Annotated in this window: 21 protein-coding genes; 16 read left to right on the forward strand and 5 right to left on the reverse strand. The window is 58.3% G+C overall.

Features of this window, described 5'->3' with window-relative positions:
* Positions 1–23 precede the first annotated feature (23 nt).
* Positions 24–440 (forward strand): type IV pilin protein, encoded by a 417-nt coding sequence (locus DET50_RS10660; RefSeq protein ID WP_113862836.1) that lies wholly within the window; start codon positions 24–26, stop codon positions 438–440.
* A gap of 98 nt (positions 441–538) precedes the next feature.
* On the opposite strand, the gene DET50_RS10665 is transcribed toward DET50_RS10660, so the two are convergent.
* Positions 539–1,102: a GspH/FimT family pseudopilin gene (locus DET50_RS10665; protein ID WP_181799970.1), complete on the reverse strand. Its 564-nt coding sequence runs from the start codon at positions 1,100–1,102 to the stop codon at positions 539–541.
* 248 nt (positions 1,103–1,350) lie between these two features.
* Between DET50_RS10665 and DET50_RS10670 the strand changes: the two genes are divergently transcribed.
* Genes DET50_RS10670 through DET50_RS10690 form a run of 5 tightly spaced genes read left to right on the forward strand, consistent with a single transcriptional unit; the run spans position 1,351 to position 8,014 of the window.
* A complete protein-coding gene (locus DET50_RS10670) occupies positions 1,351–1,863 on the forward strand; it encodes a GspH/FimT family pseudopilin (RefSeq protein ID WP_113862860.1) in 513 nt (170 codons plus the stop codon).
* On the forward strand, positions 1,860–2,336 hold the full coding sequence (gene pilV, locus DET50_RS10675) for a type IV pilus modification protein PilV (protein WP_113862838.1): 477 nt from the start codon (positions 1,860–1,862) through the stop codon (positions 2,334–2,336). Before DET50_RS10670 ends, pilV begins: the two co-directional genes overlap by 4 nt.
* Positions 2,329–3,411 carry a PilW family protein gene (locus tag DET50_RS10680; protein ID WP_113862861.1) on the forward strand — a complete coding sequence of 361 codons (1,083 nt, stop codon included), beginning with the start codon at positions 2,329–2,331 and terminating at the stop codon, positions 3,409–3,411. The genes pilV and DET50_RS10680 overlap by 8 nt, the downstream gene beginning before the upstream one ends.
* A complete protein-coding gene (locus tag DET50_RS10685; RefSeq protein ID WP_113862839.1) occupies positions 3,411–3,965 on the forward strand; it encodes a pilus assembly PilX family protein in 555 nt (184 codons plus the stop codon). Before DET50_RS10680 ends, DET50_RS10685 begins: the two co-directional genes overlap by 1 nt.
* Positions 3,962–8,014 (forward strand): pilus assembly protein, encoded by a 4,053-nt coding sequence (locus DET50_RS10690; RefSeq protein WP_113862840.1) that lies wholly within the window; start codon positions 3,962–3,964, stop codon positions 8,012–8,014. The genes DET50_RS10685 and DET50_RS10690 overlap by 4 nt, the downstream gene beginning before the upstream one ends.
* Positions 8,015–8,035: 21 nt before the next feature.
* Here DET50_RS10690 and DET50_RS10695 read toward each other — a convergent pair whose 3' ends face one another.
* Both DET50_RS10695 and DET50_RS10700 read right to left on the reverse strand, forming a co-directional pair.
* Positions 8,036–9,400: a sigma-54-dependent transcriptional regulator gene (locus tag DET50_RS10695; RefSeq protein WP_113862841.1), complete on the reverse strand. Its 1,365-nt coding sequence runs from the start codon at positions 9,398–9,400 to the stop codon at positions 8,036–8,038.
* A gap of 55 nt (positions 9,401–9,455) precedes the next feature.
* Entirely contained in the window at positions 9,456–11,102 is a 1,647-nt protein-coding gene (locus DET50_RS10700; RefSeq protein ID WP_113862842.1) for a sensor histidine kinase, read from the reverse strand.
* 92 nt (positions 11,103–11,194) lie between these two features.
* Here DET50_RS10700 and DET50_RS10705 point away from each other — a divergent pair, with 92 nt between their 5' ends.
* Positions 11,195–12,859, forward strand: a complete 1,665-nt coding sequence (locus DET50_RS10705; RefSeq protein WP_113862843.1) for an NAD+ synthase — start codon at positions 11,195–11,197, stop codon at positions 12,857–12,859.
* Between the two features lie 202 nt (positions 12,860–13,061).
* Here DET50_RS10705 and DET50_RS10710 read toward each other — a convergent pair whose 3' ends face one another.
* Positions 13,062–13,895, reverse strand: coding sequence for an outer membrane protein assembly factor BamD (locus tag DET50_RS10710; RefSeq protein ID WP_113862844.1), 834 nt, complete (start codon positions 13,893–13,895; stop codon positions 13,062–13,064).
* 135 nt (positions 13,896–14,030) lie between these two features.
* On the opposite strand from DET50_RS10710, the gene rluD reads away from it, so the two are divergent.
* The 3 genes from rluD to clpB all read left to right on the forward strand — a co-directional run bounded on the left by rluD (position 14,031) and on the right by clpB (position 18,635).
* On the forward strand, positions 14,031–15,008 hold the full coding sequence (rluD, locus tag DET50_RS10715) for a 23S rRNA pseudouridine(1911/1915/1917) synthase RluD (RefSeq protein ID WP_113862845.1): 978 nt from the start codon (positions 14,031–14,033) through the stop codon (positions 15,006–15,008).
* Positions 14,998–15,753, forward strand: a complete 756-nt coding sequence (gene pgeF / locus DET50_RS10720; RefSeq protein ID WP_113862846.1) for a peptidoglycan editing factor PgeF — start codon at positions 14,998–15,000, stop codon at positions 15,751–15,753. The genes rluD and pgeF overlap by 11 nt, the downstream gene beginning before the upstream one ends.
* Before the next feature lie 305 nt (positions 15,754–16,058).
* Complete coding sequence (gene clpB / locus DET50_RS10725; protein ID WP_113862847.1) at positions 16,059–18,635, forward strand: ATP-dependent chaperone ClpB; 2,577 nt, start codon at positions 16,059–16,061, stop codon at positions 18,633–18,635.
* A 136-nt stretch (positions 18,636–18,771) separates the two neighbouring features.
* Here clpB and DET50_RS10730 read toward each other — a convergent pair whose 3' ends face one another.
* Positions 18,772–19,233, reverse strand: coding sequence for a DUF4124 domain-containing protein (locus DET50_RS10730; RefSeq protein WP_113862848.1), 462 nt, complete (start codon positions 19,231–19,233; stop codon positions 18,772–18,774).
* Between the two features lie 502 nt (positions 19,234–19,735).
* Between DET50_RS10730 and DET50_RS10735 the strand changes: the two genes are divergently transcribed.
* From DET50_RS10735 to DET50_RS10760, 6 genes are all read left to right on the forward strand, one after another.
* The gene (locus DET50_RS10735; protein WP_113862849.1) at positions 19,736–21,454 is read left to right on the forward strand and encodes an acetolactate synthase 3 large subunit; all 1,719 of its coding nucleotides are present in this window, start codon (positions 19,736–19,738) and stop codon (positions 21,452–21,454) included.
* A 2-nt stretch (positions 21,455–21,456) separates the two neighbouring features.
* A complete protein-coding gene (gene ilvN, locus DET50_RS10740) occupies positions 21,457–21,948 on the forward strand; it encodes an acetolactate synthase small subunit (RefSeq protein ID WP_092005803.1) in 492 nt (163 codons plus the stop codon).
* A 66-nt stretch (positions 21,949–22,014) separates the two neighbouring features.
* Positions 22,015–23,031 carry a ketol-acid reductoisomerase gene (gene ilvC / locus DET50_RS10745; RefSeq protein ID WP_113862850.1) on the forward strand — a complete coding sequence of 339 codons (1,017 nt, stop codon included), beginning with the start codon at positions 22,015–22,017 and terminating at the stop codon, positions 23,029–23,031.
* A 91-nt stretch (positions 23,032–23,122) separates the two neighbouring features.
* Positions 23,123–23,950 (forward strand): CDP-diacylglycerol--serine O-phosphatidyltransferase, encoded by an 828-nt coding sequence (gene pssA / locus DET50_RS10750; RefSeq protein WP_113862851.1) that lies wholly within the window; start codon positions 23,123–23,125, stop codon positions 23,948–23,950.
* A gap of 102 nt (positions 23,951–24,052) precedes the next feature.
* Complete coding sequence (msrP, locus tag DET50_RS10755; RefSeq protein ID WP_113862852.1) at positions 24,053–25,030, forward strand: protein-methionine-sulfoxide reductase catalytic subunit MsrP; 978 nt, start codon at positions 24,053–24,055, stop codon at positions 25,028–25,030.
* 18 nt (positions 25,031–25,048) lie between these two features.
* Positions 25,049–25,657 (forward strand): protein-methionine-sulfoxide reductase heme-binding subunit MsrQ, encoded by a 609-nt coding sequence (locus DET50_RS10760; protein ID WP_258546109.1) that lies wholly within the window; start codon positions 25,049–25,051, stop codon positions 25,655–25,657.
* Positions 25,658–26,061: the final 404 nt, after the last annotated feature.

Consider the following 26,061-nt stretch of genomic DNA (forward strand, 5'->3'; position numbering starts at 1 on the left):
ATCCGAGCTAAGGAGAGTTGTAGATGTTTGTGAGCTATCGGAATGCCCGGGGCTTTACGTTGATAGAGTTAATGATCGTTGTAGCGATCATCGGGATTATTGCAGCGATTGCTTACCCGTCCTATAAAAGTCAGGTTGAGAAAACGAGACGCACAACTGCGCAAGGTGAGTTAATGGAGTTGGCGCAATGGATGGAGCGCCGGCATACCAAGTCGTTTGACTACAGGGAAAGTGACGGCAGCGCACCCACGTTACCCTTTACAAAATCACCTAGAGAAGGGAGCGCTACTTTTTATAACCTGTCATTCAGCGGCAACGTCACACAGAATGCCTATCTCTTGCAAGCAGTTCCCACCGGTGCCCAATCGGGAGATCGTTGTGGAACGTTGACGCTCTCATCAACTGGAGCACGAGGTGCAGGCGCGTCGGATTGCTGGTAGCTTTATCGAAGGGCCGCTTTTACGGCCCTTGTATTCCTCTGTGAGCCCGCCCTCAACACGATCTGCTGCTTCTCTGAGTGGTGCCTTGGTAAATCTTCTCAAGTACAGATAATTGGATTGCCATGACGATCCTCGCCAATACCGTCGCCATCACGATCCCTTGATGTGCGAACTCTTCCTCCCCAGTTGACCACAAGTTGAGTCGCCGCAGTTCTGTCGTCATCAGCGGGGCACCAGATCATGTTTCCAATCGCGTAGTTCGCCGTGCCATTTGGCATGAATCGGAAATAAGGCCTGGACGCAGTATTCGCGGTCCATTCCCCGCCTTGCCGCGAATCCAATACTCTGATTACCTCACTATCGTCAGAAAGTTTCTTATCGGATTCAGGGTCACGAAAAACTGTAATTCTACCGGACCAGTCGTGGGCACATTCATCATTCTCGTCCAGCGGACATAAGGTTACCGTTTGTTGTTCCACGATGGCCGTATTCCGGGCCAAATTAATCAAGCCGATCATGTCACTGACCGCCGCATGACGGTTGGATTGGCGGATGAGGTTATCCATGGAGGGCACCGTAATAGTGGCGATTACGGCAACAATGGCTAGCGTGATCAGCAACTCCACGAGAGTGAAGCCGCTGAGCGCGGTTTTTGGTCGCATCAGACTATTCCTTGTCCAGTTCTTCGATTTATTGGGCATCCTGCCCGCGGTAATGTTAAACCGGATTCTTGTTAATATAAAAGTGGGATGGGGGCATATCTGCTTAGACAGCATCGTTATAGGAATGTAAAAGTTTAAAAAATGGCCTGCTTACAGCTTTAAGGCCACTGCTCTAGCTAGCAAACTCATGATAAGACTGGTTTGAAAAGGGGCAATTTGGCTGCCTCTCAGGGTCTTGAGGGTTATGCATGGCTTACTCACGTTCCAATGGCTTCACTTTGATAGAGCTGGTAATCACCCTGGCAGTCCTCGCCATCGTGGTCACCTGGGCCATTCCCTCGTTCCTGACCCTGATCCAGCAAAACCGACTGACGGCCACGACCAATCAGATGCTTGGGGTCGTCAGCCAAGCGCGAGGTGAGGCATTGCGTCGATCAGACCGGGTTTGGGTATCTCCCCTGGATGGATCTTCCTGGTCTTCCGGTGTCGTTATCTGGCGTGATGAAAACGACGATGGGGCTCGAACGGATGCGGAAGTGATTCGGCTGGTTCAGGGGCCGGGAAACTCCATATCGATAGCCGGCACCTCTACCACGCTTGCGACCGCGCCCTTCGGTTTTGACGGCGGTGGTTTCGCCATTGAAGAGCAGGCTTACAGCCTGACTTTTTGCAGTGACCGTCTTCCTGAAGGGCAGGTCCTCGAGGTCAACGGTGGCGGCCAGATCCGGACCGAAAGCGTTGCCTGTGGAGGTGGTGGATGATCAGACAACAACGTGGTGTCGGGATGATCGAGATCCTGGTCGCGGTATTGATCTTTGCTATCGGCCTTCTTGGCGTGGGCGGCATGCAGATTTTCGCGTTAAAGATGAATACCAATGCGGAGATCCGTACCCGGGCAAACCTGTTGGCGATGGATATGGTGGAGCGGATGCGAGCCAATCCAAGCCAGTGGGATGAGTACCCCATGACTGCAGCTGAATGCAGTAGCGCTGTTTCGGATTCTCCCAGTTCTACGGATATTGCAGCATTGGATCGCAGTCTTTGGTGCCAGAAGCTGGAACGGGAACTCCCTGAAGGCGAAGGCACCATCGCGATGACCAATGGTGTTGTCACCATAACCCTGAATTGGCAGGAGCGTGAGGGGCGAGAGATAACTGACGCCGATGGCAGTGGGACAGGGAGCGAGTTGGCTGAGCACGAATTTGTTCTGCGAGCGAGGCTGACCAATGTCTGACGTACGGTTGCAGATGCCTGTTGCCCAGCGAGGCTTATCGCTCGTTGAGCTGATGATCTCCATGACCCTTGGACTCATCCTCGTGGCCGGCCTCGTCCAGATCTTCGTCACCAATAAGCAGTCATTCACCCTGAGCCGTGCCGTAGCCAATGTGCAGGAGTCCGGTCGCGAGGGCGCAATGATCCTGGGGCGGGAGATTCGCAATGCCGACTACTGGGGATGCATTTCCGCGGCCACGTCCGTACAGAACAACCTCAACTCAGCCTCCGCAGGGGACGTGCTGGACTTCAGCCGCGGGCTGGAAATCTACCCGGATGGGGATACCAACAATGCCATTGTGGATGGCTCCCATGTGATTCTGCTCAGGGGGATTTCAGGCGCGCCTGAGGTTGGAGTCGATAAGGTTCCGGCGGCGGACTCTGCGTCACTGCATGTGACGGATTCCTCCTCCTTTGCTGAGGGTGACATCCTGCTGGTCACCGATTGCGAAAACGCCAATATCTTTCAGGCAACCAATGTCAACGATAAGGGCAATGACCTGATCGTACACAACAAGGGCGGCACCTTTGATCCCGGCAATGCGATCAAGACCATGCCCAAGAAATATACCGAGAATGCCAAGATTTACCGCCCCTCGGTAACCCGTTATTCGATCCAGGCTGATGATCAGGGCCGTCGCTCCCTGGTAGTCGAGAGGGCGTTGCTTGCCGATAACAGTGGCAATGCCGATGGCTTTGGTGACCCGGTCGAACTGGTCGCTGAGATCCGCGACATGAGAACGCTCATCGGCGTCGACACCAACGATGATCTTGCGGTCGAGGAGTGGCGTGATCCGCCCGCCCCGAGTGATGCCGATTCCGAGGATGTTCTTGCTCGGACACTCGCCGTTCGTGTCAGCCTGCTTGTGCGCTCCAGGGACGACAGCGTGAGCGATGATCCGGTCGATTTCTGTTTTCCGGGATGGCTCGAATGTTCGAGCGCCGCAACTGGCCTTCAGACGCCGGCGGACAGTGCCCTGTATCGCGAGTACTCCTTCACCGCCAGCGTTCGCAACCGCATTTTCGGGGGTAATTGATGGGCCATTATCCTAAGCAGAGGGGCGTCGCTCTGGTCATGACTCTGCTGATCCTGCTGGTGCTCACCCTACTGGCCTCCAGCAATCTTGATCGGGTTACCATGCAGGAGCTTATGGTGAATGCCCAGAGAGAGGGCGATGTCAGCCTTGAACTTACCGAAGAGGTTATCCGGGAAGCCGAACGGCGGATTGATGACGGGTTGGTGGTGTTGTCCGATTTCGACACCAACGGTCCGCTGTATGAGCCGGGTGCAGCGCCGGATTTCGACGATCCCGATGCCTGGGGCGAGAATAACAGTTTTGCAGCCACGGCCACCTACAACGCCTGGTTGGAATCCTTTGAGGGCCGGAGTATGCCGGTTCCCCGGTATTTTATTGAGCTTGTTGGCGATGTGGCAGGGGTGAGTCAGGTGACGGACGTTGTCATGGCCGGCCGGCAGGATATGGTGACAGGAGCCGCGCGCCCCCTGGGATTCCGGATCGTTGCCATGTCCCGGGGATTCAGCGGTAACGCCCGCCGAATTGTTGAAGTCTATTACGCAGGTGAGCTATGAGCACGCGTTTGGCAAAGACCCTCTGCAATTTTCTGATCGCATTCGGCCTGGTATTCCCGGCGGCTGGTTTCGGCGCTGAGCTGAACCCGTCGCAAACGCCGCTGTTCATCAGTCAGGGCGTAAAGCACAACGTCGTATTTGTAATGGACGACTCCCGGTATATGGATATGGAGGTGCTTTTCGGCGGTGCGGCCTATGGGCGAGCTGATGACGAAACGTTGACCACTTGGATCGGCAACCTTATTCAGGAAACCGCGCCCACATTCGATAATGAGGACCTCGCAGACTTCAAGGACACTGTCACCAACAGCCTCATTGGTAACGCTAATTACGGCTATCTTTTCGAAACCTTCCTCGCACCGGAGTCCGGTGGAACCCGGGAGTACAACGGCCAGCGGCTTAATGAGGATTACCTGGTTGTGCCACCGATCAGTGCCTACGGGTTCATGCGATCCAGCGCTTATAACCCCCAATATTACGATCCCTCGGTGAGCTATGAGCCCTGGTCGGGCTCGGACTATGCCAATGCAGAGATTGGCAATCCTTTGCTTGACCCTAACTACGAGCTGACTTTTGAAGAGGCTTCCACCACCGCTGGGGCGGCTCTTCTCGATGGCTTCACCAGTTTCTTTGAAGACAGTTGGTGTGCGGCCGCCGAGTGGTGGGCTGACTGGGGTTTGGCGGAAGTGCCGGAATATTGCAATGACAACTATCCGTTGGCCGAGACAAAGATTCTGCCCTTTGCGTTCTCCGGGGCTCTGGGCGAACAGCTTCGTATCGGTAATCAGACCCTGGAGAATGCCGGCACCATCCTGAGTGAAACTGTGAATGGCAGTATGAGCCTGTCTGAACTGACTCGTGAGGGGCTGGGCTGTACCGCTGAGCAGATCTCGAGCAACCTCCGGGACTTCTTTGGTGATCTGGTTCAGGATGTGTTTTATCAGTGCGTGACTTTTACCCCTGCTACCTACTATGTTCCTGTTGAAAATGGTAGCTACAGCCTGTGGTTCGATCCGCTAAATCAAGCCGTGGATGGCAGTTGTTCCAACCCGAATCCGGAAAACTTTGCGTTATTGGTTGAGCAATGGTCACTGGAAAATTCACTGGTCTTTGAAGACTCCGGCGGCAACTCTTTCCAGGGCGCCCTTGCCCCGGATGGCCGATGTCTCAAAAAAGTAACCGTCAACGAAGAAAAAACCTATAACGCTGGAACCGACTACGAGAGAAGTTTCGCTGAAGAGATGCAGAACTTCTCCAACTGGTTCCAGTACCATCGCCGCAGGCACCAGTCCGCACGCTTTGCCCTGGCGGAGTCCCTGCAGTCCATCAGTGGTGTTCGCGCCGATCTGACCGTCGTAAATGACCAGGCAACCCCTGTTGCCATGCTGGATACCGATGATCGTAGTGCCGGCGGTGATTTTGAAACTCTGCTGGAGAAAGTCTTCCACGCCTATGACGACGTTCCTGCAACCAACGAGTCACCCCTCAGAGGCGCGCTGGATTATGTTGGCACCCAGTACCAGCGCCAGAACACCGGAGCCCCGATCCAGTACGAATGCCAGCGCAACTACGCGCTGATGTATACCGATGGTTTCGCCTCGGATTATGGCGCCGGACAGGAAACCCTCGGAGATATCGCGTCTACCTACTACACCGGCAACCTCAGGCCGGACATGCCCGCGGGCCAGGTCAATGTCCCCGGTCAATGTATCGATGGCGGCGAGGATTCGTCCCTCGATTGCATCTCCAACCTCCACATGAATACTTTCGGCGTCCTGCTTGGTGCCAAGGGATCGGTTTATGGTCGGGAGATCGATGGCACGCTCTACGATTCGGTCGCCGATGCCTATCTTGCACCACCCACCTGGCCCGATGCCAACGACACGACCGATCCGAACATATTCAGTTTTCAGCTGGATGACGTATACCGGGCGACAGTGGAAGGCAAGGGCGAAATCTACAACGCCCGGCTGCCGGGAGAAATCACCGATGGTTTGAACAAGGCGCTGGAGGATATCGACGATCAGTCCGGCGCGGCCGCAGCGGTGACATTCAGCAGTGCAACGGTTGAGTCCGATTCGCTCATTTTCAGTGCTATCTTCAACAGCCGCCGCTGGAGTGGTCAACTGGCGGCCCGAAGCCTGAACAGCAGTAACGGACGGCTGGTGCAGGAGAGTGGTTCCTACATCGGCGATGTGGTCTGGGAAGCAGGCTCCGAGCTGGATCAGCGCAATCTGGATTTCAATCCCCGCCAAATCATCACCTACGACGCCACCAATGCACGTGGCGAGGGATTCGCATGGGCTAACCTGACCTCCGACCAGCGTGCCGATCTACTGGACGGAACCGAAGCGATGGATACCACCGCCGCAGAGACGCTGGCCAAGCAGCGGCTGGCTTATCTGCGCGGAGACCGGACCCGGGAGGTGCCCTCGGGGGATTTCCGGCCCCGTGACAGCCGGCTGGGAGATATCGTCCATAGCGCGCCGGTCTTCGTGGATCGTCCGTCCATGGGCTGGCCTGATAGGGCTCCTTATGGCCTCGAGGGAGACCGCTACTCGGATTTTCGCAACTCCAGTGCCATCAGCAATCGCACACCAGTGGTCTACGTCGGGGCCAACGATGGCATGTTGCACGCCTTTGAGGGTACGCGCGAATCCACCGGCGGTAAGGAGCTCTTTGCCTATGTGCCCGACCTGATATTCAGCAGCCAGCAGGGCGAGGGATTGCACTACCTGACCGAACCAGGCTATCTGCACCGGTATTACGTCGATCTGACTCCCACTGTTGCCGATGCCTATATTGACATAGGGGACGGCACAGGCGACTCCTGGCGCACAGTTTTGATTGGTGGCTTGCGTGCTGGCGGGCGGGGCCTGTTTGCGCTCGACATCACGGATCCCGATGGGGTCTCCGAATCGACCGCGGAGGACCTCGTCCTATGGGAGTTCGTGGATGATGATCTCGGGTATATCACGGAGCCCGTCAATATCATGCTCACGGATATGGGCGCAGGCTATGAATGGGTTGCTGTCTTTGGCAATGGCCTTGACGCTCCGAGCGGCAGGACTGGCCTGTTCATCCTGCGTCTTGAAGGCGGGCTCGATGGCACCTGGACAGAAAACTCGGATTACTGGTTCCTGGAAATGGATTCGGGGCCTTCCGGTGGAATGAATTCAGATGTGCGCCTGATTGATCTGGATGCGGATAATCTGGTCGATCGCATCTATGGCAGCGATCTGGACGGCCGGATCTGGGCTCTTGCCTACGACGCAGACAATGATGAGTGGAATAGCGCCTACGGCGGGAATGGCGGGCCGGAGCCCTTGTTTACGACGCCGGCAGGTCAGCCAGTCACCTCGGCGCCTATGGTTGTCAGGAATGCGGACGTTGGTACTTCCACGCAGAACTATCCGAATCTGCTGGTTCTGTTCGGAACTGGCCGGTACCTGACCCAGAGCGACATTACCAGTGAGCAGTCTACCCAATCGTTTTACGCTATCTGGGATTCCGGCGTTGAGCAAGCCAACTGGAAGGGGGAGTTGTTGGAGCGGGATATAACTGAAACCTCGACGGAAGACGGTATTGTTCGCAACCTCAGTGATGCAACTATTGTCTGGAACGACAAGAACAGCGAGCATCTTGGCTGGTATATCGACTTCGATACCCGGTCCGGAGAGCGGGTCGTGATGATGCCGCAGGTTCGTGGTTCCACCATCTTGTTCAACACCACCATACCGCCCACCAACGATTGCGCCTCGAATGGCGCGAGCTTCCGTATGCTCGTCGACCTGGACGGCACCGATCCGGATCGTCAGGTGTTTGATACCAATGGCGACGGTGTCGTGAACAACCAGGATCGGCTGGCATCAGGCTTTTTCTACACCGGTGGGATACTGTCCATGTCCCGGATACTGGGCAACGTGATGTTCGACAACACCGCGGGTGGAACCGGGCAGCTCGACGACTTCACCAACGAGAATGTTGTCGATTTTGGTGATCAGACACTGCGTGGAAGACTGGGCTGGCGCGAGTTGATCAGTCGATAAGGGGCGCCCCTTATCGGCTGGTCACTCCATCCCCAACTTCTTCAACCGATACCGCAACGCCCGAAAACTGATACCCAGCCTTTTGGCTGCCGCCGTCTTGTTCCAGCGCGTAGCCTCCAATGCCTTCTCAATGGCCTGCCGCTCAATGCTCTCCAAAAAACCTTCGAGGTCAATCTCCCCCTCCGGCACACCGGGCGTGTCGGTGGCAGGATCCGCCGAACCGGCAGGCTGCACGCCGTTGCCCAGGTGCAGGTCGTCGGCACTGATCCGATCTTCATCGCACAGGGTAAAGGCGCGCTCCAGAATATTTTCCAACTCCCGCACGTTACCGGGGAAGTCGTAGGCCTTAAGCCGTTCGATGGCGTCCTGGGTAAGGGCCGCCGGGTCGCATTCGTATTCCCGGGCGATGCGCCCGAGAATGTGGTTGGCGAGCAGGGGAATGTCATCGGCCCGCTCACGCAATGGCGGTACTGCCAGTTCGATTACATTGATGCGATAAAACAGGTCCTGACGGAAGTTGCCCTCCTGCACCAGCTCCGGCAGGTTCTTGTGGGTGGCGCTCAGTACCCGGATGTCGACCGGCACTTCCTTGGTGTCGCCCACAGGTCGCACGGCCTTTTCCTGAATGGCCCGCAGCAGTTTGACCTGCATGGCCAGGGGCAGGTCGGCCACTTCGTCCAGGAACAGGGTCCCGCCATTGGCGGAGCGGAACAGGCCTTCCTTGTTCTCGACGGCACCGGTGAAGCTGCCTTTCTTGTGGCCGAAGAATTCGCTTTCCATCAGCTCCGAGGGAATGGCGCCGCAGTTGACCGCCACGAACGGCCCTTCCCGCCGTGGCCCCTGAAGGTGGATCATGCGGGCAACCAGTTCCTTGCCGCTACCGGATTCGCCGCTGATGAACACTGGCGCCTGGCTGCGGGCGAGCTTGCGGGTCTGGTTGCGGAGCTTGCGAATCTGCGGTGAGTTGCCCAGCAGAAGGCCAGGCTCGTCGGTTTCCGCTTCGGTTTCCGGCTTGGCGTCTGACAGCTTAAGAGCACTGTTGACCAGTTCCCGCAATCTCGGTAACTCCACCGGCTTGGAAACAAAATCAAACGCGCCGGCCTTGAGGGATTCGATGGCGGTATCCATGTTGCCGTAGGCGGTAATCACTGCGACCGGCGTGGCCGGGGTGTTCAGCTGAATCCACTGCACCAGGTCAATGCCGTTGCCGTCAGGCAGGTTCATGTCGGTCAGGCATAGCTGGGGCTGGTGTCTGTCCAATAGTTGCCTGGCAGTGGTCAGGTCCGGAGCGGTCAGGGTTTCAATGCCCATCCGGGTAAGGGTTATTTCCAACAGGTCCCGGATATCCGGCTCGTCATCAACGATCAGTGCGGTGTGCGTGGTCATTGTCTTGTGTTGGTTCCATCTCGTTGTACGCGCCCGGGGATAACAGGCTCTCCGATCAGATCAGGCGCCCGGGTGGGGCAAAGGTAATGCGGAAACAGCAGCCGGGCTGGTCATCCTCCACCAGGGACAGGTGGGCCTGGTTAGACTCGCACAGTTCCCGAGCCAGATAAAGGCCCAGGCCGGTGCCACTTTTGTCAGTTGTGAAGAACGGCTCAAACACCGAGCTCCGATGTTCTTTCGAGATGCCGGGGCCGTAGTCCCGAACATCAAGATAGGCACGTTCCCCATCCTCTGTAGTCCCGGCGCTCAGCTTTATATGCTTCTCGCCGCATTGCTGCTGGCTGTAACGAAGCCCGTTGTCGCACAGGTTGACCAGCACCTGCTCGATCTGGCTCTTGTCGAATCGGGCGGCTGGCGTATCCGGATCAATAACCACATCAACACGGACCGGCTCTGACTGGTCATCCTGGGTTTGCAGGAAGTCCCGCCGGAATTCCTGCAGCCACACGGGAATATCCACCAGTTCGGCATTCGCTGCCTTGCGCCGGGACAAATCCAGGACATTTTCGATGATACCGTTTACACGCCTGGAGTGGCGGCGGATGATGTCCAGCATGCGTTTGTCGCCTTCATCGAGGGAGGGGGACTCCTCCATCAGCTGTGCGGCATGGCTGATGGCGCCCAGGGGATTGCGGATCTCGTGGGCGATGCCGGCGGTCAGGCGCCCTAGCGATGCCAGTTTCATCTGTTGGGCCTGCTGGGTCACCTTGCTCATGTCGTCCACGAATACCAGAATCAGGTCCCCCTGTTCCTGGTCCAGTTGTGTGAAGTTGGCCTGGAGCAACGGAGAGGTCGCGGCGGATTGGAATGGAGCAACGCGCTTGCGCGGATCATTGAGCCAGTCTTCCAGGCCCAGCTTGAGAGGCTGGGGCAGCACCCGGTTTTGCACCTGGCCTGAATCCTCCGCGCCTGGTGTGCCGAATAGCAGTTCCTCGGCCGCCGCGTTAGCCAGGCGGATCTGCCCGGTGCGATCCAGCACCAGGATGCCGGTGCGCATGCGCTGGATAATCTGCTGGTTGATCTGTTCCAGTTCGGCGATGCTGCGGGCCCGGCTCGAGGCCAGGGCTTCGCTTCGCATCATTCGGCGCGAGATGTTCTGCAGGATAAACGCCGCGGCGAAATAGAGAATGCCAAGAGAACCGGCGCGGACGATGTCGTCACCACTCTCATCCAGTACCAGGACGGCCCAGCTGGAAATGCCCAGGGAGCAGAGTGCAGCAAGGGCGGCATAGAAGGTGCCCATGCGGCTCGGGGTCAGGATGTTGCCGGCGGCGACGGAAATGATGACCAGGTTGGCCAGGCCGTTGGTAATGCCGGTACTGCTGATCAGCAGTCCGTGCATGATCAGGATGTCCAGCAGGATGGACAGGGTGATATGCCGCTGGCTGGGCTGGAAGCCGGCGAACAATGTCATGCCGATAAAGGCATTCAGGGCCAGGTAGGACACCACGCCGGCCTGATAATAGTCCTGCCAGCGGAAACGGGGCTCCATGGCGACCGGATCAATAAACAGCAACCCCACTAGCATCAAACTGACCACCAGTCGGTAATGGTTGTAGATCCGGAACAGCTTCACTTGCTGCCAGTTGCCCGGCGGGTTCAGCGCCTGTGCGCTGCCGGTCGGTGACTTACTGCCTGCCATGGTTGCCTTTTGTCTTTGTCGGTCGGAAGAAATTCTCGCCCTCGCGGGGTTATAATAGCCTTTTCATGGCAATGAGTTACAGGAGCCGATTTATGTCCGTGTCCGGGAACGCCCCGTCCTCCCAATCGCCTGCCCGGAAGCTGCGGGTGGTCATGGCCCAGCTGGATTTCCTGGTCGGGGATATTCCCGGCAATGCCAGGTTGGTGATTGACGCCACCCGCAAGGCGGCCACCGAGCATCAGGCGGACATCGTGGTGTTCCCGGAACTCTGCCTGACCGGGTATCCGCCCGAGGACTTGCTGCTGCGGCCGAGCCTCGACTTGCGCGTGGACGAGGCGCTGGAGGAGCTCAAGACTGCAGAGCTTGAACCGGCAATTGTCATCGGAGCACCCCTGCGCCACCACGGACTGCTCTACAACGGTGCCGTGGTGATCGAGCAGGGCGAAATTACCGGCCGCTATTTCAAGCGGTTCCCGCCCAACTACCAGGTGTTCGATGAAAAACGCTACTTTGCCGAGGGCAGGGACGTGCTCACACTGGAGATTTGCGGCGTTCCAGTGGGCATTACCGTTTGCGAGGATATCTGGAAGGACGGCCCGGTGGAGGATTGCGCCGCGGCGGGCGCGAGGCTCATCCTGAACCTGAATGCATCGCCCTACGACATCGACAAGCAGGCCCGGCGCAAGGCTCTGCTGGAGCGCAAGGCGCAGGAGAATGCTGTCAGTATTGTCTACGTGAACCTGATCGGCGGGCAGGATGAACTGGTGTTCGACGGCGGCTCTATGGTCTACGACCACTCCGGTGCGTTGATGGCCGAAGCGCCGCAGTTCAGCGAGGGACTTTACCCGGTCGACTTTATCTGCGATCACCATTGCCAGCCGGTGTCCCAGCCCTTGCCCGAGGAGCCGTCTCTTGAAGCCAACGTTTACAGGGCGCTGGTCACGGGGGTCCGGGACTACGTGAACAAGAACGGCTTTAAATCCGTGGTGCTGGGGCTGTCCGGTGGTATCGATTCGGCTGTCACCCTGGCCGTCGCGGTGGATGCCCTGGGCAAGGATCGGGTGCGCGCCGTGATGATGCCGTTCCGCTACACCTCCAGCATGAGCCTGGAGGATGCTGAAGCCGAGGCCAATGCTTTGGGCGTGCAGTACGACGTGCTCTCTATCGAGCCCATGTACGACGCCTTCATGGCCACGCTCGCGAAGCCGTTCGAGGGCACAAAGCCGGACACCACCGAGGAAAACCTCCAGGCGCGACTGCGCGGTGTATTGCTGATGTCCCTGTCCAACAAGTTTGGCTCCCTGGTCCTGACCACCGGCAACAAGAGCGAGATGGCGGTGGGGTATTCCACACTTTACGGTGATATGGCTGGCGGGTTTGATGTGCTGAAGGATGTGCCCAAGACACTGGTGTTCCGCCTGGCCCGCTACCGTAACACCGTATCCCTGGTGATCCCGGAGCGGGTCATCACCCGCCCGCCGTCGGCCGAGCTGGCACCGGACCAGAAAGATGAGGACAGCCTGCCCGGGTACGATGTGCTGGACCAGATCCTTAATCTTTATGTCGAGCGGGATTTCAGTGCCGAGGCAATTGTGGCGGAGGGCTTCGATGCCACCGACGTGGCGCGGGTGATTCGACTGGTGGATATCAATGAGTACAAGCGCCGCCAGGCGCCGATAGGGGTGCGGATTACCGAGCGAGGGTTCGGGAAGGACCGGCGGTATCCGATTACCAATGGTTGGAAGAGTGGGAAGTAGGGGGATTGGATGAAAATGGGGTCAGAAGAAAGTGTTCTTCAGACCCCGGGTCAGGTCAGGCACCGAAGTCCGGCCGCCAGGCAGGGGTCAGATGAAAGCCTTTATCTGACCCCATCTTCAGGTCAAGCCTTCGAGTCAGGCGTCAACTCAGGGGTCTGATGAAAACCTTCATCCGACCCCAATTTAGCGTCTGGCTCCAACTTCACTCGTCCCCAATCAACCCGAACGTCACCACATTCATCAACGACCGGTTCTCTCCCTTCAACCGGTCCGCCACAAACTCTCCGTCCTCGTTGAACGCCTCACTGTCCGGAAAGTTTTCCCGCAGCAAGGCAATGCTGTCCCGTGCGCCTTTTTTCAGGTCCAGGAACTGATAGGTCTCGGCCATGATGATCAGGGCTTCTTCCACGGCAGGGGAGGAGGGATAGTTCTCGACTACGTATCGCCCCCGGTTATTGGCGGCCAGATAGGCCTGGCGCTTGATATAATAGCGGGCCGCATGGAGCTCCAGTTCGGCCATGCGGTTACGGATGGCGATCATTCGCTGGCGGGCATCCTCGGCATAGGGGCTGTCCGGGTAGCGGTTCAGCAGTTGCGAGAAATCCCGGAACGCCTGGGTCTGTTCGCCCGGGTCCCGGGCTGCCACGTCGATCGGAAAATAGCGGGCCGCCAGGCCCAGATCCAGATTGTAGGAAGCCAGCCCACGCATATACAGGGCGTAGTCGGCGTGGTCGCTCTGCGGATTCAGGCGCAGGAAGCGGTCCGCCGCGGCCCGGGCGCCTTCCAGATCGAGGTTCTGGTAGCGGGCGTAGATCAGATCCAGCTGGGCCTGTTCGGCATAACGGCCGAACGGGTAATAGGTCTCCAGGGCATCCAGGTTCTCCTCGGCTTCATTGAAGTTGCCGGAGTCCATAGCCTGGCGGGCATTCTCATAATAGGTCTGTTCCGGCAGGACTTCCTCCTGTTTGTTACTGGCGCAGGCGCTGATCATGACCACCAGGGTGGACAGCAACAGCAAACGAACAACTGATCTCATGCCGGAATCCCGTATAATGTCGAAAAGTTTTTGAGCAGCGGCCATTGTAGCGGGGAAGACGGCCCATGTGCAGAGGTTACCTCGCCCGATTGCCAGAATCTGATCAAAACGTAACACACCGGCCCCGGGGGCTTGATGTCATCTGAAAACCGAATTACCGCACGATTTGTCGTTCCACCCGATCTGAGTGACCGCAGGCTAGACCAGGCTGCGGCCGCTCTGATGCCTGAGCACTCCCGTTCCCGCCTGCAAGGCTGGATCAAGGACGGTACCCTGACCGTCAACGGCGAAGCCCGCAAGCCCCGGGACAAAGTCATGCTCGATGACGTCATCGAGTTGGATGCCGAGCCTGAAGTGCAGGTGAGCTGGGAGGCGGAGGATATCCAGCTGGATATCGTCTACGAAGACGAACACCTGCTGGTGATCAATAAACCGGCGGGCCTGGTGGTGCACCCGGCAGCAGGCCATGCCGCAGGCACCCTGGTCAACGCGGTCCTGAGTTACTCCCCGGAAGTGGAAAACCTGCCCCGCGCGGGTATCGTGCACCGGCTGGACAAAGACACCTCCGGCATCATGGTGGTGGCCCGCAGTCTAATAGCCCACACCGCGCTGGTCGACCAGCTCCAGACCCGAACCATGGGGCGCGAGTATGACGCCGTCGTGGTGGGCACACTCACCGGTGGCGCCACGGTGGATGCCCCCATTGGCCGGCACCCCCGCGAGCGCAAGAAAATGGCCGTGGTCTCCAGCGGCAAACCGGCGGTCACCCATTATCGGCTGGTGGAGCGCTTTGCCGCCCACACCCACATCCGTTGCAAACTGGAAAGTGGCCGAACCCACCAGATCCGGGTGCACATGGCCCATGTGAAGCACCCGTTGGTGGGCGATCAGCTCTACGGCGGCCGCATGCGCCTGCCCAAAGGCTCGACGGAGGAATTGCGGGAAGTACTCTCCGGCTTCAACCGCCAGGCGCTTCACGCCCGGCAGCTGACCCTCGAGCACCCGGAAACCGGTGAAACCCTCAGCTGGGAAGTGCCGCTGCCGGAGGACATGGTTCATCTGATCGAAGCCCTGCGCAAACACGTCCGGGAGCTGGAGAGCCATGATATCTGAACAGGTCGTCCTCCGCCCCGACTGGTCCGCATCCAGAAATATCCAGACGCTGTGCACTACCCGCCAGGGCGGTGTCAGCCAGCCACCCTGGGACAGCCTCAACCTCGGTAGTCATGTCGGAGACAATCCCGACCATGTCCAGGCCAATCGAGAGCACCTGGCCGAATTCACCGGCCTCGACGCCTCCCGTATCGCCTGGCTGAACCAGGTCCACGGCACCGAGGTGGTGGAGATCACCGCAAACAACGTCGCCACCGTCCCGGAAGCTGATGCCAGCTTCACCCGGGAACCGGGAATTGCCTGCGCCATCCTGACCGCCGACTGCCTGCCCGTGGTTCTATGCGACCGAACAGGCAGCGTGGTCGGTGCTGCCCACGCCGGCTGGCGAAGCCTGTGCGGTGGCGTGCTGGAAAACCTGATCAACGCCATGGCGGTGCCCGGCGATGAACTGATCGCCTGGCTCGGCCCGGCCATCGGCCCGAAACAATTCGAAGTCGGCCCGGAAGTCCGCGAGGCGTTCCTGTCACACCACCCTGACGCTGCCAGAGCGTTCACCGAAAAGGGCGCCCGCCCGGACCACTTTCTCGCCGATATCTACCGGCTGGCTCGTCAACGCCTCGCCAGTGCCGGCGTTCACTCCGTCTCCGGCGGCAGCCTCTGCACCGTCCGCGACCGGGACTGGTTTTTCTCCTACCGGCGGGATGGCCGGACAGGGCGTATGGCGACCCTGATCTGGATCAGTTAAGCCGGAATTGTATTTCCCCAGATGTCTGGGCGATGGGCTGGTTTGTCCTCCCGGAACACGCCGTGAATACGTCCCTGTAGGCTTGACTGCAGCATCCATGCTGCAGACAGTTCCGGGAGGACAAACCAGCCCATCGTGTGCTCCCAAAATACAACTGACCGTGGTCAATTTAGCGTCAAAATAAAACCGCCCCAGCTTGAAGTCCCACCACCCGCCCCTACATTTAAATGCAAAGCAATTTGGATATAACCGAACCGCCAAAGGGTTCGCCAGATATCCGCTAACTGAATTAGGGAAACGGAAACATGAGAATCGACAAGCTCACCAGCAAACTGCAGACCGCGCTGGCGGACGCGCAGTCGCTCGCGGTTGGCAAGGACCACAACTTCATCGAGCCGCTGCATCTGATGCAGGCGCTGCTGGACCAGGAAGGCAGCTCCATCAAGCCGCTGCTGAAGCAGGCCGGCGCCGATCCTGCACGGGTTCGCCAGGCCATCGCCCAGGAAATCGAGAACCTGCCGGAAGTGAAAGGTTCCGCCGGCGATGTCTCCATGTCCAACGACATGGGCCGCCTGCTCAACATGGCGGACAAACTGTCCCAGAAGCGCAAGGACCAGTTCATCTCCAGTGAACTGATGCTGCTGGCCGCCCTGGAAGACCGGGGAACCCTGGGCCGGGTGCTGCGAGAGCAGGGCGTGGACAAGGCCGTCCTGGAAAAGGCCATTGACGAAGTTCGTGGCGGCGAGGCCGTCACCGATCCCGGTGCCGAGGAAAACCGCCAGGCCCTGTCCAAGTACACCATCGACCTGACCGAGCGCGCAGCCGAAGGCAAGCTCGACCCGGTGATCGGCCGTGACGACGAGATTCGCCGCACCATCCAGGTGCTGCAGCGCCGGCGCAAGAACAACCCGGTACTGATCGGTGAGCCGGGCGTGGGTAAGACCGCCATTGTCGAAGGTCTGGCCCAACGTATTGTGAATGGCGAAGTGCCCGATGGCCTGAAGGACAAAAAAATGCTGTCCCTGGACATGGGCTCATTGATCGCCGGTGCCAAGTTCCGCGGTGAGTTCGAGGAGCGCCTGAAGGCCCTGCTGAACGAGCTGTCCAAGCAGGAAGGGCAGATTATCCTGTTCATCGACGAGATCCACACCATGGTCGGCGCCGGCAAGGCCGAAGGCTCCATGGACGCCGGCAATATGCTCAAGCCGGCGCTGGCCCGAGGTGAGCTGCACTGCGTCGGTGCTACCACCCTGGACGAGTACCGCGAGAACATCGAGAAGGACGCGGCCCTTGAGCGCCGGTTCCAGAAGGTCCTGGTCAGCGAGCCCACCGAGGAAGACACCATCGCCATCCTGCGTGGCCTGAAAGAGCGCTACGAGGTTCACCACGGCGTCGAGGTCACCGACGGGGCCATCATTGCAGCGGCCAAGCTGTCTCACCGGTACATTACCGACCGGCAGCTGCCGGACAAGGCGATCGACCTGGTGGACGAGGCCGCCAGTCAGATCCGCATGGAGATGGATTCCAAGCCGGAGGCACTGGATCGCCTCGAGCGTCGGCTGATCCAGCTGAAGATCGAGCGCGAGGCCCTTAAGAAGGAGAAAGACGAGGCGTCGAAGAAGCGGCTGTCAGAACTCTCGGATGTGATTTCCGGTGTTGAACGTGAATACGCCGACCTGGAAGAAGTCTGGAATTCCGAGAAGGCAGCATTGCACGGCTCCCAGAAGATCAAGAGCGATCTGGAGCAGGCGCGGATCGATCTGGAAAACGCCCGCCGTGCCGGCGATCTTGGCCGGATGTCTGAGCTGCAGTACGGCAAGATTCCGGAACTGGAGCGCCAGCTGGAAATGGCCGGTCAGGCTGAGATGAAAAAAATGGAGCTGCTGCGTAACCGCGTCACCGACGAGGAGATCGCCGAGGTGGTTTCCAAGTGGACCGGCATCCCGGTATCCAAGATGCTCGAAGGCGAGCGTGACAAGCTCATGCGCATGGAGGAGGCTCTCCATGACCGGGTGATCGGTCAGGACGAGGCGGTGGAAGCCGTTTCCAACGCGGTTCGCCGCTCCCGTGCCGGTCTCTCCGATCCGAACCGGCCTAACGGCTCGTTCCTGTTCCTCGGCCCGACCGGTGTGGGCAAGACCGAGCTGTGTAAATCGCTGGCATCCTTCCTGTTCGATACCGAGGAAGCCATGGTGCGCATCGACATGTCCGAGTTCATGGAGAAGCACTCCGTGGCTCGCCTGATCGGTGCGCCTCCGGGCTATGTCGGCTATGAGGAGGGTGGTTACCTGACCGAAGCAGTACGCCGCCGCCCCTATTCAGTGCTGCTGCTGGATGAGGTGGAGAAAGCGCATCCGGATGTGTTCAACATCCTGCTGCAGGTGCTGGAGGATGGCCGCCTGACCGATGGCCAGGGCCGCACGGTGGACTTCCGCAACACCGTTATCGTGATGACCTCGAACCTGGGCTCCGACATCATCCAGCAGAAAGCGGGTGAGGAGAACTACGAGGCCATGAAAAATGCGGTGATGGAAGTGGTAGGCACCCATTTCCGCCCTGAATTCATCAACCGCGTGGACGAAGTGGTGGTGTTCCATCCGCTGGCGGAAGACCAGATCCGAGGCATCGCCAAGATCCAGATCGCCGGCCTGAGCAAGCGCCTGAAGGAACAGGACATGAAACTGGAGCTGGACGACGCCGCCATGGACCTGCTGGCGGAAGTGGGCTACGACCCGGTCTACGGCGCACGGCCGCTGAAGCGGGCGATCCAGCGGAACATCGAGAATCCGCTGGCGCAGAAACTGCTCCAGGGCGAGTTTGTGTCGGGGGATACCATTCGCGGCACGGTGAAGGATCACCAGCTGGTGTTCGAGAAAGCCTGATCGGTATCGGGCAAAGCCGGGATTTGAAGTCGGGGTCAGAAGAAAGCTTTCTTCTGACCCCATTTCCAAGCCTGACTCGGGGTAACGTCTAAGACGGGGTCAGATGAAAGCCTTCATCTGACCCCACCTTCACCCCTCACTCTTCCATTGGCCCACAATTTTCTTCGGCAATCTCCTCAAACCGCATCCGCTGCTCCGCAATCTCCTCCGGTGAAAGATACCGCCGCTCGCCATCTTCCTCCACCTGAATCCGCGCATTGCTGTCGATGATCTTCAGGTTGGACTGGGCAGTCGCACAATTGGCTTCGCGCTGCTTGCGGATTGCTTCCATCTCGGCCCGTTCACGCTCGGTCAGTTCGCGCTTTTCCGCTTCCTGCTCCATGGCCTGCACCTGCTCCTGCGGGCTGTTGCGGTTGGACGCGTTGGTGGAGCCTTTGCCGGAACGGACACTGACCTGTTCGGCCTTGGTGCCCGTGGGCTGGCGATCGCCAAAGTGGGTAACGCCGTTTTCATCCGTCCATTTGTAGACAGAACCGCTATGGGCAATGCCCGGTACCAAAGCCATTAACAGGGTCAACATCAGGATTTTTCTGTTCATGGATCTACTCGCCGTGGTTTGCTGCCGGTCAGATTCCGCTGCCGGTTGGAATTATTGGTGAAGTCTATCATGCCATCCGGAACGCCGATTTTCTTTCGTCTGGTTCAAATCTCTGGGTCCGGATTCTCCAAGTATGGCAGACCTTCGGTCATATTGGGCGGATTAACGGCCAGCGGCTATTGACAGGGAGTTTCGCGCTGTCAGAATTGGCGATTGCCTGAAACTGGGGTTAATTCGGCAGGCAATCCCGAGCGAGTATCCCCCGTTAATCACCACACTGAACACGTCGGGTCCCGATGTGCGCTGGTTGTTGCTTACGTGCAACCCGTTGATTGGTCGTTCTCCGCAACCCTCAGGAGGGCGGCTGGCCAGGAGACAACCTCTTATTTTGCAGGTGTGGAGGAGCAAGCCGGTTCCGCTTTCACAAGAAGCAGGGAGACCGTGAATCCAGGCAACCGGGACGAAACCCGGCTCATTCACTCGTAGAAGAGGGTAGAAAATCGTGGAGTTATTGTCTGGCGCCGATATGCTGATCCGGTCCCTTCAGGATGAAGGTATCGAATACATATACGGCTATCCGGGTGGTGCAGCCCTTCATATTTATGATGCGCTGTTCAGGCAGGACAAAGTCAAGCATATTCTGGTACGGCACGAGCAGGCGGCGGTCCATATGGCCGACGGCTACGCCCGCGCGACCGGAAAACCAGGTACCGTACTGGTGACCTCGGGTCCTGGAGCCACCAACACCATCACCGGCATTGCCACCGCGTTCATGGATTCCATCCCCATGGTGGTTCTGTGCGGTCAGGTTGCCTCCCACCTCATTGGTGAGGATGCCTTCCAGGAAACCGACATGATCGGTGTTTCCCGTCCCGTGGTGAAGCACAATCTGAGTGTGCGCCACCCCGAGGAAATTCCCGAAGTCATTCGCAAGGCCTACTACATTGCCGCGACCGGTCGCCCCGGCCCGGTGGTGGTGGATATCCCCAAGGATATGACCACGCCGAACGAGCGCTATGAGTATTCCTATCCGAAGAAGGTCAAGCTGCGCTCCTACAACCCGGCCATTCGTGGCCACGCCGGCCAGATCAAGAAAGCGGTCGATATGCTGCTGGCGGCCAAACGCCCGGTTATCTATGCCGGCGGCGGGGTTATCCTGGGCAAGGCCTCGAACCAGCTGACCGAGCTGACCCGCATGCTGGGTTATCCGCTCACCAACACCCTGATGGGGATTGGCTGTTATCCGGCATCCGACAAGCAGCACCTGGGCTGGCTGGGCATGCATGGCACCTACGAAGCCAACATGGCCATGCACCACTCGGACCTGATTCTCTGTGTGGGCGCGCGTTTTGACGACCGGGTAACCAACGCCACCGAGAAGTTCTGTCCGGGTGCGCGCATCATCCATATCGACATCGATCCGGCCTCCATCTCCAAGACCGTGGAAGCGGATGTGCCCATCGTCGGCCCCGTGGATGCGGTGCTCAAGGAGATGCTGGCCCTGGTGAAAGAAAGCAAGGACAAGCCGGATCCCGACGCCATTGGTTCCTGGTGGAAGCAGATCGACGAGTGGCGGGCGTTCCACGGCATGCGTTACGAAACCAGCCCGGATGTCATCAAGCCGCAGGAAGTGATCGAACTTCTGTGCAAGCTGACCAACGGCGAGGCGTTTGTCACCTCAGACGTGGGTCAGCACCAGATGTTTGCTGCCCAGTACTACAAGTTCGACAAGCCCAATCGCTGGATCAACTCCGGTGGCCTGGGCACCATGGGCTTTGGTCTGCCGGCGGCGATGGGTGTCAAACTGACCCATCCGGACGACGAGGTGCTGTGCATCACCGGTGAGGGCAGTATCCAGATGAACATCCAGGAGCTGTCCACCTGCAAGCAGTACAACCTGCCGGTGAAAATCATCAACCTGAACAACCAGGCCCTGGGCATGGTGAAGCAGTGGCAGGACATGAACTACGAGTCCCGTCACTCCCAGTCCTACATGGAGTCCCTGCCGGACTTCATCAAGCTGGCGGAAGCCTATGGCCACGTGGGCGTGCGCATCGAGAAGAAGGAAGATCTTGAGTCCAAGCTCAAGGAAGTCCTGGCGATGAAAGACAAGCTGGTGTTTGTCGACATCTATGTCGACCGCTTCGAGCATGTCTATCCGATGCAGGTAGCCCGCGGTTCCATGAAAGACATGTGGCTCAGCAAGACGGAGAGGGTGTGATCATGCGTCGAATCATTTCTGTTTTGCTGGAAAACGAGCCGGGTGCGCTGTCACGGGTGGTTGGCCTGTTCTCCCAGCGCAACTACAACATTGAAACACTGACCGTGGCGCCGACCGAAGACGAGACCCTGTCCCGTCTGACCGTCACCACCACCGGTTCTGACAAGGTCATCGAGCAGATCACCAAGCAGCTGAACAAGCTGATTGAAGTGGTGAAACTGGTGGACCTGACCGAAGGCGCCCACATCGAGCGCGAGCTGATGCTGGTGAAGCTGAAGGCCACCGGGTCCCAGCGCGCCGAGATCAAGCGCACGGTGGATATCTTCCGCGGCCAGATCGTGGACGTCACCAGCTCGGTGTACACGGTTCAGCTGGCGGGTGACAGCGATAAACTCGACGGCTTTATCCAGGCGGTAGGGACTTCCGGAGTGCTGGAAGTGGTCCGTACCGGCGTGTCTGGTATTGCCCGCGGCGAAAAGGTGCTGAGCCTGTAACGGCCAGAATTGACAAGTTCGAACATCATGGCCCTGCGGGGCCATCACAAATAACAGAGGTTTCTCATGCAGGTTTATTACGATAAGGATTGTGATCTTTCCATCATCCAGGGCAAGAAAGTTGCCATCATCGGTTTCGGTTCCCAGGGTCACGCCCATGCGTGCAACCTGAAAGAATCCGGTGTTGATGTGACCGTCGGTCTTCGTCCGGGCTCTTCTTCCATCGCCAAGGCCGAAGCCTATGGCCTGAAGACCAGCGACGTACCGTCTGCCGTTGCCGCCGCTGACGTGGTCATGGTCCTGACTCCGGACGAGTACCAGGCCCAGTTGTACAAGGCCGAGATCGAGCCGAACCTGAAAGAGGGTGCAACCCTGGCGTTCGCCCACGGTTTCGCCATCCACTATAACCAGATCGTTCCGCGCAAGGATCTGGATGTAATCATGGTGGCTCCGAAGGCTCCGGGCCACACTGTTCGCACCGAATTCGCCAACGGTGGCGGTATCCCTGATCTGATCGCTATCTTCCAGGACGCTTCCGGCAACGCCAAGAACCTGGCTCTGTCCTACGCCAGCGGCATTGGTGGCGGCCGTACCGGCATCATCGAAACCAGCTTCAAGGACGAGACCGAAACCGACCTGTTCGGTGAGCAGGCCGTTCTGTGTGGCGGTACCGTTGAGCTGGTCAAGGCCGGTTTCGAAACTCTGGTTGAAGCCGGTTATGCGCCGGAGATGGCCTACTTCGAGTGTCTGCACGAGCTGAAGCTGATCGTGGATCTGATGTACGAAGGCGGCATCGCCAACATGAACTACTCCATCTCCAACAACGCGGAGTATGGTGAGTATGTGACTGGCCCGGAGATCATCAACGAGCAGTCCCGCGAAGCCATGCGCAATGCTCTCAAGCGCATCCAGAGCGGCGAGTACGCCAAGATGTTTATCTCCGAAGGCAGCCTGAACTACCCGTCCATGACCGCGCGCCGTCGTGACAACGCCGCCCACCAGATCGAAGTGGTTGGTGAGAAGCTGCGTTCCATGATGCCGTGGATCACTGCCAACAAGATTGTGGACAAGGACAAGAACTGATCCGGATTCCCGGCACAGTTTTCGAAAACGCGGCCCGGGAGGCCGCGTTTTTCGTATATACTCCGCCCAAATGCTTTCCGGAGTTCCAGGAATGACTGACGAGAAAAAATCTGTCGACGCAGAAGCCGCCTTCAAGAACGAACAGCAAGAAACCCCGGATCCGGAGATCGATTCCGGTGAGGTCGTGGAAGAGGAGCTGGTCGAAGGAGCGCCTGTCCGTCGCAAGGGTATTTACCTGCTGCCAAACGCGCTGACGACTGCCTCCCTGTTTTCGGGGTTCTATGCCATCGTCTCGGCCGCCAACGGCGTCTTTGATAACGCGGCGATTGCAATCTTTGTTTCCATGATCCTCGACGGCCTGGATGGCCGTGTCGCACGGATGACCAACACCCAGAGCAAGTTCGGCGAGGAATACGATAGTCTCGCGGACATGGTGGCCTTCGGCGTGGCGCCGGGGCTGGTGGCCTTTTTCTGGTCCCTGAACGGCCTTGGCAAGTTCGGTTGGGCCATCACGTTCATCTATGTTGCCGGCGCTGCCTTGCGGTTGGCGCGTTTCAATACCCAGATCGGTTCGGTGGACAAGAAATTCTTTGTCGGGCTGGCCAGTCCGTCCGCAGCTGCCTGTGTTGCCGGCCTGGTCTGGTGTTTCCATCAGTTCGAGAGCTCCACCTGGCTGACCATGCTGACGGTTATCGTGGTTGGCGGTACCGGAGTGCTGATGGTGAGCAATATTCTCTATCGGAGCTTCAAGGATCTTGATCTGCGGGGCCGGGTGCCGTTCGCTGCCATCTTGCTCGTAGTGCTGATGCTTGTTGTGATCGCCCTGGATCCGGCAACCGTATTGTTTACCGTGTTCCTGCTTTATGCGTTGTCCGGACCTGTCCGCGCCCTGTTTCGCGGCAAACCACGTCGTAAATAAGGCGTAACAACCCTGCAGTCATTGCCCCGGGCCCGGCGCCCGGGGAATTCTGACGGGATGCTCCGGTCAACCAATCAGGCTTCTGGTTAACGGAGATTCCCGATGCTTATCAAGAAACGCCCGTCCTGGGCCCTTTCCCATTCTGACGTCACGCCGGAATCGGTCTACCTCGACCGCCGTCGTTTCATGGGTGGCATGGTTGCGGCCGCTCTTGCTGGCGCCGGAGTGCCTCGCCTTGTGGGCGCAGCAGCCTTACCGATACAGGGCGAATCCCTCGAATTTACAGCCATGCCCGGTTTCTCCACCGACGAGGAGAAAACCCCGTATGACGATGTTACCCGTTACAATAACTTCTACGAGTTCGGAACCGGGAAGGGTGATCCCGCTCAATACGCGGACGAGATGTCTGTGGATCCCTGGTCGGTGGTCGTCGAAGGGGAGTGCGACAAGCCCGGAACCTATGCCCTGGAAGACCTGGTTCGTCCCCATGACTATCAGGAACGCATCTACCGGCTACGCTGTGTTGAAGCCTGGTCCATGGTGATCCCCTGGATCGGGATTCCCCTGGCGGACATGCTCAAGCGTTTCGAGCCGAACTCCCGGGCCAAATATGTCTATTTCGAGACACTCCACGATCCGGACCAGATGAGGGCGCAACGCTCACTGTTCAGTACCATCGACTGGCCCTACCAGGAGGGGCTGAGGATGGATGAAGCCATGAACGAGCTGAGCTTCATGGCGGTCGGACTTTACGGTAAAACTCTGCCGAAGCAGAACGGTGCGCCCATGCGGCTGGTTGTGCCCTGGAAGTACGGCTTCAAGAGTATCAAGTCCATCGTGAAGATCCGGTTCCAGGACGAGCGGCCGAAAACCACCTGGGAGATGATTGCTCCGCAGGAGTACGGCTTCTACGCCAACGTGAATCCCGAGGTGGACCATCCACGCTGGAGCCAGAAGCGTGAGCGCCGGCTGCCGTCGGGGCTGTTGAGCCCCAACTGGATGGAAACACGGAAGTTCAACGGGTATGGCGAGCAGGTTGCCCACCTGTACAAGGGTATGGACCTGACCAAGTACTATTGAGGGGGAACAGGGACAGCCATGACCATCTCGATGCTGCCGTTCAGAATACTGGTCTTCCTGCTGTCCTGTGTGCCGCTTGCGTTACTGGTCCTCGATATCGCCACCGGTTCCCTGGGTCCCGACCCGGGGCAGACGGTGACCGAGACGCTCGGCCTGTCGGCACTCCAGTTGCTGATCGTGACTCTATTAATGACGCCCCTGGCCCGCTGGACCCATTGGGCCGGGTGGATAAAAGTGCGCAGGATGGTCGGTTTGTTCGCGTTCTTTTATGCGATGCTCCACTTGATGGCATTTCTGCAGTTCATTCTGGGGTGGACCGATCTGTGGGCGACGTTCACCAAGCGCCCATACATTATCTTCGGAACCCTGGCATTTCTGCTGTTGATTCCCCTGGCGGCCACCTCCACCAAAGCGCTGATGCGCAGGTTGGGGCGTCGGTGGAAACCGCTGCATCGTCTGATCTATCCGGCTGTCGCTCTGGTGTGGCTGCATTTCATTTTCCAGGCCAGAAGCGATATTACCGAGATGGTGATCTATGGATTGGTGGTGGTCTTTTTGCTTGTCATAAGAGGGTACTGGTTTGGCTGGTATTCCCTGGTTCCGCTGAGAACGGCCAAAAGAGGCTGAAACAGGTCATAAGTTGATCGCATTGAGTGGCGTTTGAACAGTCGAGTAGGTGGAAACCGAAGTCCGGGAAAATAAACCGAAATTGGTCGTTGACAGTTTCCCTGAGGGCTGTAGAATGCGCACCACTTCTGAGGGACAAGCCACTGAGACAGGGGTGGCCCGAGGGAGTAACTGCTTGAAAGCTTTGAAGAAAATGGTTTTCAGATTTCTTCAGAAAGCGGTTGACAAGGTGGCGGTTCAGTGTAAAATGCGCGCCTCGTTTGAAGCAGTAAGCCGGACGGTTTTTAGCGGGTTTGAGAGATTTGAAAGCGCTGAAAATTAACGGTTGACAGGGTCGGGATTCGATGTAGAATACGCGGCCTTGATTGAGCAGACGCTCAACGCTCTTTAAAAAGTTAACCAAG

Source organism: Marinobacter pelagius, from assembly GCF_003315345.1.
GTDB classification, from domain to species: domain Bacteria; phylum Pseudomonadota; class Gammaproteobacteria; order Pseudomonadales; family Oleiphilaceae; genus Marinobacter; species Marinobacter pelagius_A.

Coding starts and splice junctions, on each gene's coding strand:
- DET50_RS10660 (WP_113862836.1), top strand. CDS start 24: ATGTTTGTGAGCTATCGGAATGCCCGGGGCTTTACGTTGATAGAGTTA.
- DET50_RS10665 (WP_181799970.1), bottom strand. CDS start 1,102: ATGCGACCAAAAACCGCGCTCAGCGGCTTCACTCTCGTGGAGTTGCTG.
- DET50_RS10670 (WP_113862860.1), top strand. CDS start 1,351: ATGGCTTACTCACGTTCCAATGGCTTCACTTTGATAGAGCTGGTAATC.
- pilV (WP_113862838.1), top strand. CDS start 1,860: ATGATCAGACAACAACGTGGTGTCGGGATGATCGAGATCCTGGTCGCG.
- DET50_RS10680 (WP_113862861.1), top strand. CDS start 2,329: ATGTCTGACGTACGGTTGCAGATGCCTGTTGCCCAGCGAGGCTTATCG.
- DET50_RS10685 (WP_113862839.1), top strand. CDS start 3,411: ATGGGCCATTATCCTAAGCAGAGGGGCGTCGCTCTGGTCATGACTCTG.
- DET50_RS10690 (WP_113862840.1), top strand. CDS start 3,962: ATGAGCACGCGTTTGGCAAAGACCCTCTGCAATTTTCTGATCGCATTC.
- DET50_RS10695 (WP_113862841.1), bottom strand. CDS start 9,400: ATGACCACGCACACCGCACTGATCGTTGATGACGAGCCGGATATCCGG.
- DET50_RS10700 (WP_113862842.1), bottom strand. CDS start 11,102: ATGGCAGGCAGTAAGTCACCGACCGGCAGCGCACAGGCGCTGAACCCG.
- DET50_RS10705 (WP_113862843.1), top strand. CDS start 11,195: ATGTCCGTGTCCGGGAACGCCCCGTCCTCCCAATCGCCTGCCCGGAAG.
- DET50_RS10710 (WP_113862844.1), bottom strand. CDS start 13,895: ATGAGATCAGTTGTTCGTTTGCTGTTGCTGTCCACCCTGGTGGTCATG.
- rluD (WP_113862845.1), top strand. CDS start 14,031: ATGTCATCTGAAAACCGAATTACCGCACGATTTGTCGTTCCACCCGAT.
- pgeF (WP_113862846.1), top strand. CDS start 14,998: ATGATATCTGAACAGGTCGTCCTCCGCCCCGACTGGTCCGCATCCAGA.
- clpB (WP_113862847.1), top strand. CDS start 16,059: ATGAGAATCGACAAGCTCACCAGCAAACTGCAGACCGCGCTGGCGGAC.
- DET50_RS10730 (WP_113862848.1), bottom strand. CDS start 19,233: ATGAACAGAAAAATCCTGATGTTGACCCTGTTAATGGCTTTGGTACCG.
- ilvN (WP_092005803.1), top strand. CDS start 21,457: ATGCGTCGAATCATTTCTGTTTTGCTGGAAAACGAGCCGGGTGCGCTG.
- ilvC (WP_113862850.1), top strand. CDS start 22,015: ATGCAGGTTTATTACGATAAGGATTGTGATCTTTCCATCATCCAGGGC.
- pssA (WP_113862851.1), top strand. CDS start 23,123: ATGACTGACGAGAAAAAATCTGTCGACGCAGAAGCCGCCTTCAAGAAC.
- msrP (WP_113862852.1), top strand. CDS start 24,053: ATGCTTATCAAGAAACGCCCGTCCTGGGCCCTTTCCCATTCTGACGTC.
- DET50_RS10760 (WP_258546109.1), top strand. CDS start 25,049: ATGACCATCTCGATGCTGCCGTTCAGAATACTGGTCTTCCTGCTGTCC.